The sequence below is a fragment of the uncultured Oscillibacter sp. genome, from assembly GCF_910587525.1.
GTDB lineage: Bacteria > Bacillota > Clostridia > Oscillospirales > Oscillospiraceae > Oscillibacter.
In genome coordinates this window covers 1-6763 of the sequence record NZ_CAJULS010000124.1, presented here as the reverse complement: position 1 = coordinate 6763, position 6763 = coordinate 1, and the positions used below count along the sequence as shown (strand labels likewise).

The window sequence follows — 6763 nt, the reverse complement described above, 5'->3', positions numbered from 1 at the left end:
TGTTCACCTGCCAGCCCAGCTTGGCCTGGACCTCCACCTTGTCGCCCTCGGTGACGGCCACTTCCCGCATGTTGTCGCCAAAGCGCATGACCTTCATGGATTTCGAGACAGCCACGCCTACGGCGGCTTTCATCCAACTGCCGATGCGCCGCTGTACGTCTTCATCCTGCCAGAACCCGGCAATCACTTTCCGGGGCCTGCGGAGACGGGCCCCGATGAAGCCGTGTTCGCGGTCGCCATGGGCAGCCTGGTTCAGGTTCATGAAGTCCATGTCGATCTCTTCATTCGGGATTTCCCGGTTGTACTGCGTGGCAAAGTGGCACCAGGGCTTTTGCAGATTCGCCAGGCCGTTAATCCACATCTTACTGGGGCTGAATGTATGGCACCAAGTAATGATTCCGGCGCAGGAATCGTCATAATTCGCCTCTTTTACCACATCCGCGATTTCCTGATTGGTCTTAGCGGTGACCTTGTAAAGCAGCGGGTAGGGCAGGACGGCGCTCAGCTTTTCCGCCATCTCCCTGGCCCGAGCGGCGACGGTATCCAGCACCTCGGGACCGTAAAGGAACTGGCTGCCGACGACAAACCAGAATTGATATTGTTTCATGGGAGTTCCTCCTTACAGATGTTTCACAGCGGCCCGCTCCACCTCCAGCAGAGCCTTGTACCGCTGAATATACCGGTTGAAGCCCTCGGCCAGGGCGGCGCTTGGCTGAACGGTGGTTCCAGCAGCTCCGGCGAACACCCGGCGGCTCAAATAGTCCTCCAGGCTCTCACCCTCGGACTTCCGCAGCGTGTAGGCGGCCAGCAGAGCCATGCCGTAGGGCCCGCCCTCTCCGGCGGTCTCCATACAGGTGACGGAAGCGTTGCACGCGGCGGCCAGGTAGCTCTGGCCCACGACAGGGGTCTTGAACAGTCCGCCGTGGCCCGTCAGGGAGTCAATGGCTACTCCCTCCTCTGCCAAGATATCCATACCAATTTTCAGGGTGGACATGGTGGCGTAGAGCTGGGCCTTGAAAAAGTTGGCCAGGGTAAACTGGCTCTCCGGAGTCCGGGCTGCCAGGGGACGCCCCGCGTTCATATGGGTGACCCCCTCCCCGGCCAGGTAATTGCACACCAGCACGCCGCCGCAGTCCGGGTCCCCCTCCAGACTCTTTTCATAGAGCTTGGTATAGAGTTCACCCGTAGTTGGATTTGCGCCAAACAGACGGGCCGCTTCCCCCAGGACGCTTACCCAGGCGTTGGTGTCGTTGGTGCAGTTGTTGCAGTGGACCATGGCTACCGGGGCCCCGGCGGGAGTGGTCACCAAGTCGATTTCCTCATGGACGGTTTTCAACGGCTTTTCCAGCACCACCATGGAGAAGATAGAGGTCCCGGCGGAGACGTTTCCTGTCCGGGGCGCGACGGCGTTGGTGGCAGTCATGCCGGTACCTGCGTCCCCCTCGGGCGGGGCGAAGGGAATTCCGGCGGGCAGAAGGCTTTCCAGAAGAACAGAGCCCTGTTCGGTCAGGGTTCCGGCCGCTTCCCCGGAGGAAAGAACCTTCGGGAGCAGGTCCTGGAGCTTCCAGGGGAGGTCCGTGACGCTCGGGAGCTGGTCGAACTTCGCCATCATTCCGGCGTCATAATCCAGGACGGTGCTGTCAATGGGGAACATGCCGGAGGCTTCCCCGATACCCACGGCGTTGACACCGGTGAGCATGTAGTGGACATAGCCCGCCAGGGTTGTAATGTGGGCGATTTGGGAGACATGTTCCTCCCTGTTCAGCACGGCCTGATAGAGGTGTGCGATGCTCCACCGCTGGGGGATATTGAAGCCGAAAAGCTCCGTCAGCTCCGCCGCCGCCGGGCCGGTGATGGTATTCTGCCAGGTACGGAAGGGTGTCAACAAATTCCAGTTCTTGTCAAACGCCAAATACCCGTGCATCATGGCGGAAACGCCTGCGGCGGCGATACTTTCCCGTTCCTCCACCTTGGACAGCGCCGTTTTCAGACCGGTCCAGACCTCCTCCAGCGGATAAGTCCAAATGCCGTTTTCATAGCGGGAGGCCCAGGTATGGTCCCCGGAGGAAATGGGACGGAAATCACTGTCAATGGTCATGGCCTTGATGCGGGTGGAACCCAGCTCAATGCCCAAACAGCTTTTCATCTTCTGCCCTCCTCACTGCTTGCTGGTATTCTTACGCAGCAGGACAACGCTCTGAATCACCAGGAACAGGCAAAGCATAGCTGCCACCGTGATATTGGACCACCAGGCCTCGTCAAAGCCCAGGGAGGAGACGATCCGCTTGATGGTGTTCAGGCTCATCACACCGAAGAAAGTGCCTGCCACATTACCTACACCGCCGGTAAGCAGAGTGCCTCCGATGATGGAGGAGGCGATGGCGTTCATTTCGTCCCCCGCGCCGTTGGCTACATCGCCGCTTCCTACGTGGAGGAAGTAGAGGATACCGCCCACGCCCGCCAGCAGGCTGCACAGGATATGGGCGAGGAATTTAGTGCGGCGCACGTTGATGCCCAGCATATTGGCACTCTGGCTGTTTCCTCCCACGGCGTAAAATCCGCGGCCCAGCCTGGTCCAGCGCAGGAGGCAGAAAAGAAGCACCACTGTCAGCAAGGCGATAATGACACCCACTTCTACGTAAGCCGGGATATATTGCCCCAGCTTGTTGTTGGCGCCCAGGCCGGGAACGATGATGCGGGCGTCCTTCACCGCCAGGAACCCCTCGTTGGTCACCCGTACGGGTTCCTTGCTGACAATGGTGGTCATACCCTTAGCGAAGAACATTCCCGCCAGGGACACAATAAAGGGCTGAATTTCCAGATAAGCCACCAGATACCCCTGGACCAGCCCAAAAGCCAGGCCAATGCCAAGGCCGATCAGAAGGGCCGTAACCATACTGCCGCCCTGCTGCTCCAGGTTCACCGCGCAGGTCATGCAGACCAGGCAGGTAACCGCTCCCACGCTGATATCGATGCCTCCCGTAATCATGACAATGCTCATTCCGCAGGACAGGACGATAAGGGAGGCGTTGTTGTTCAGGATATTCAGGAAATTCTGGGGCTTGGCGAAGCCGCCGCCCAGGAAGAGCACGGCGGATATGTACAGGATAAAAAAGACCACGATGGTGATGGTGAGCAGGAGGGTGGTATCGGTCATGGCGGCCCGGTTTTTCATCCGTCCCTGTTTGTCCAGCGCAATTCCATTCGGCATGTCAGGATACCTCCTTCGCGGCTTTGGCCGGTGCTTTCTTCATATTGGCCAGCTTTTCCCGCACCACCGGAGCGCTGAGCACCACCAGCAGAATGACCACCACCGCCTTGTAGGCAGGCAGGGCCGTGGATGGCACGTCATACTTGTAAAGGGTGGTAGTGAGGAACTGAATCACATAAGCGCCCAGGATGGAGCCGTAGATATTGAATTTGCCGCCGCCCAGAGCGTTGCCGCCAAGGGCCACTGCCAGAATGGCGTCCATCTCAATGTTTTCCGCAATACGGGAGTAGTTGATGGAGCCGCTGCGGCTGACGCGGACAAATCCGGCAATCGCCACACACACGCCCAAAATTACATAGGTGAGGAGCTTGATGAGCTTGGGGTCCAGGCCGTTTAGGCGAGAGGAATTGGAATTAATTCCCACGGATTGGGTATACAGCCCCAGGGTTGTAAATTTCAGCACCAGCCAAAAGGCCAGGATTACGAAAACCGTAATAAAGATGGGGGTGGGGACAGGAATGCCGGGGAGGAAGGTCCCCGCGTACTTGAACGAGAGATCATTGATGATGGGCAGTTGGTTATTATTGATCCACGCGGCGATGGACCGTCCGGCGGTGAACATGATGAGCGTGGCCACCATGGGCTGAATCTTGAAATAGGCCACCAGAATGCCGTTGAATGCGCCGAAGATCATGCTGACCACAATGCCGGTGAGGACCGCAAGGATCAGGGGCATCTGCATCGTGTCCGCAGTGACCTGGCCGCCGCAGACCATGCGCAGGATCACGCTGCCGGCAATGGCCATGGTCGCGCCTACGGAGATGTCCTGTCCGCCGGAGGAGGCGGTCACCAGGGTCATGCCAATGGCCAGCATGACCAGCTCTGAGGCGTTGTCCAGGACAGAAATGATGTTGCCGCTGAGTACCGGATTACCCATGCTGTTCTCCTTGATGGAGATGGCGAAGAACGTCGGATCGGCAATCAGATTGAACAGCACCAGAAGGACCAGCGCCGCGATGGGGATAAACAGCTGTTGCCGGGTGAGCCGCTTGAAGAGGGGGTCGTCAGGCCTCTTCACCTTGGTCTCAGGATCTTTCACAAGGGTCTTCATTCCTTATCACCTCCTGCGATTGTCGCCATGATTTTGGCCTGGGTCAGGTCTTCCCCGGTGAGCTCGCCCACCAGTTTCCGGTCCCGCATAACGAGAAGGCGGGAGCAGGTGCGGAGCATTTCGTCGATCTCCGAGGAAATGAAGGTCACGCTGGTACCCTTCTCCGCCAGCCGCAGGACCAGCTTCTGAATCTCGATCTTGGTGCCAATGTCGATGCCCCGGGTAGGCTCATCCAGAATCAGGTACTTGGGGTCCGTCAGGAGCCAGCGGGCCAGGATGCATTTTTGCTGATTTCCGCCGGACAAGGACTTGATGGGGGTGTCCGCCGAGGCGGTCTTGATCTCCAGCAATTCAATGTAGTTGTCGGCAAATGCCTCCGCCTGAGCCCTGGAAATGGGCCGGAAGAAGCCCTTCATCACCTGATAGGCCAGAATGATGTTCTCTCGGACGGAGAGGTCTCCCACAATGCCGTCGCCCTTCCGGTCTTCGGGCAGATAGCCGATGCCCTGCTTCATGGCATCCAGCGGCTTTTTGATTTTGACCGATTTGCCTTCCATCTTGACGGTGCCGCCGGTGACGCGGTCCGCGCCGAAAATGGCCCGGACACACTCGCTGCGGCCGGAGCCCAGGAGGCCGGTGAACCCGTTGACCTCTCCCTTGCGGATTGAGAAGCCGAAGGGCTTGATGCCGGCGCTGCTGCAAAGGCCCTCGGCCTCCAGCACGGGGGCGCCCTCCTTGCTGATGGCCACGCCGCCCGACTCTCCTTTAATGTCCGCCATGTCGTCCAGCTCCTTGCCCAGCATCTTGCTGACCAGCTGGACCCGGGGCAGGTCTTCAATCACGTATTCTCCTACCAGCTGGCCGTCCCGCAGGACAGTGATCCGGTCACAGACCTCGTAGACCTGCTCCAAAAAGTGGGTGACAAAGATGATGCCCACGCCCTTGGTCCGCAGATCCCGCATCAAACCGAAGAGCTTCTGAACCTCCTGATCGTCCAAAGAGGATGTGGGCTCATCCAGAATAAGCACCTTGCACTCCATGTCCACCGCCCGGGCAATGGCCACCATCTGCTGCACGGCGATGGAGCAGGTGCCCAGCTGCTGCTGGGGAGCGGCGGGAATGCCAAGAGAGCCCAGAATCTCCCCGGTCCGCTTGTTCATAGCCCGCCAGTTGGTCAGATTCCCTTTTGTCCGGCCAATAAATATGTTCTCCGCTACCGACAGGTTGGGACAGAGCGTGATCTCCTGATACACGGTGCTGATGCCCGCGTTCTGGGCATCCTGGGGAGAGCGGATGACTACCGCGCCCTCTACGCCTTTGATGTGGACCTCGCCCCCGTCCTTAGGGTATACGCCGGTGAGCACCTTGATCAGAGTGGACTTTCCCGCGCCGTTTTCACCCATCAGAGCGTGGATCTCCCCCTCCCGCAGGGTGAAATCCACATCCTGAAGGGCCCGCACGCCTGGAAAATACTTGCAGATACCCTGCATTTCCAATACCGCGCCTTCCTGCATAGGGATTCGCCTCCATTCTTACAAATTCAACACGCGGCGCAGCTGACATGCCGCGCCGCGTGCCGGATTGCCTGCTATATGCGCTTCAAAGGATTTGCATCAGGTACCGTAAGTATCCACGTCGGCCTGGGTGATGGTAGCCGCGTCGAAGCCCTGCTCCGGAGTGTAGATAATCTTCTGAGAGGGGGCGGTGCCGTTCACCAGGTCCTTGATGATACTGTCAACAGTCTCGGCCTGGAGGGGGTTGCACAGGCCCATGTAGTTCCAGCTCCCGGACAGAACGGCCTCCATGGCCCAGGTATCACTGTCGAAGCCCATGACGATGACCTCGCCGTCTTTGCCGTGGGTGATTCCGTTGGCATCCAGGGCGGCCACCGCGCCGCGGGCCATGCCGTTGTTTTCTGCGTAGATTACATTGAAGGGCTTGCCTCCGTCAATCACGGACTGGGTGATGGTGCGGGCGGTTTCCTCATCCCAAGAGGCGGTCTGCTGGGTGACATAGTTCCAGTTGCCCTCGGCGGCTACCTTCTCGTCCAGGGCGCCGGTGCGGCCTACTTGGGCATCGGTGCCCATCAGGCCCTGAATATGGACGATATTGTACTCGTCCAGGCCCTGCGCGGCCAGCCACTCTACGGCGGTCACACCCTCAGCGGGCATGTCGGAGACAACGGCGGCTACATACATGCTCTCGTCGGCCTCCAGCATCCGGTCAAAGAGGATGACCTGGGTACCAGCGGTCTGGGCGTCCTGGAGAACGGTGTCCCAGCCGGTGGTGGAGGCGGGGGACAGGAGGAGGAAATCCACCTCGTCCTGAATCATCTGCTGGGCGGTGGCAATCTGCTGGGCCGCGTCATTGTTGTTAAAGAAGGTGGCTTTGTAGAGATCGGAAGAGCGTCGTGTAGGGAAAGAGTGTAGATCTCGGTGGTC

At 59.1% G+C, this 6763-nt stretch carries 4 protein-coding genes and 1 pseudogene; all 5 read right to left on the bottom strand.

The window, feature by feature from the left end:
• Positions 1–607, bottom strand: a pseudogene (locus tag QZ326_RS10390) (L-arabinose isomerase); the annotation flags it as partial.
• 12 nt (positions 608–619) lie between these two features.
• Positions 620–2146: a xylulokinase gene (locus QZ326_RS10385; RefSeq protein WP_295744900.1), complete on the bottom strand. Its 1527-nt coding sequence runs from the start codon at positions 2144–2146 to the stop codon at positions 620–622.
• Between the two features lie 12 nt (positions 2147–2158).
• Entirely contained in the window at positions 2159–3175 is a 1017-nt protein-coding gene (locus QZ326_RS10380; RefSeq protein WP_365329047.1) for an ABC transporter permease subunit, read from the bottom strand.
• 37 nt (positions 3176–3212) lie between these two features.
• Complete coding sequence (locus QZ326_RS10375; RefSeq protein WP_295744896.1) at positions 3213–4322, bottom strand: ABC transporter permease; 1110 nt, start codon at positions 4320–4322, stop codon at positions 3213–3215.
• The gene (locus tag QZ326_RS10370; RefSeq protein ID WP_295744894.1) at positions 4319–5836 is read right to left on the bottom strand and encodes a sugar ABC transporter ATP-binding protein; all 1518 of its coding nucleotides are present in this window, start codon (positions 5834–5836) and stop codon (positions 4319–4321) included. The genes QZ326_RS10375 and QZ326_RS10370 overlap by 4 nt, the downstream gene beginning before the upstream one ends.
• Positions 5837–6763: the final 927 nt, after the last annotated feature.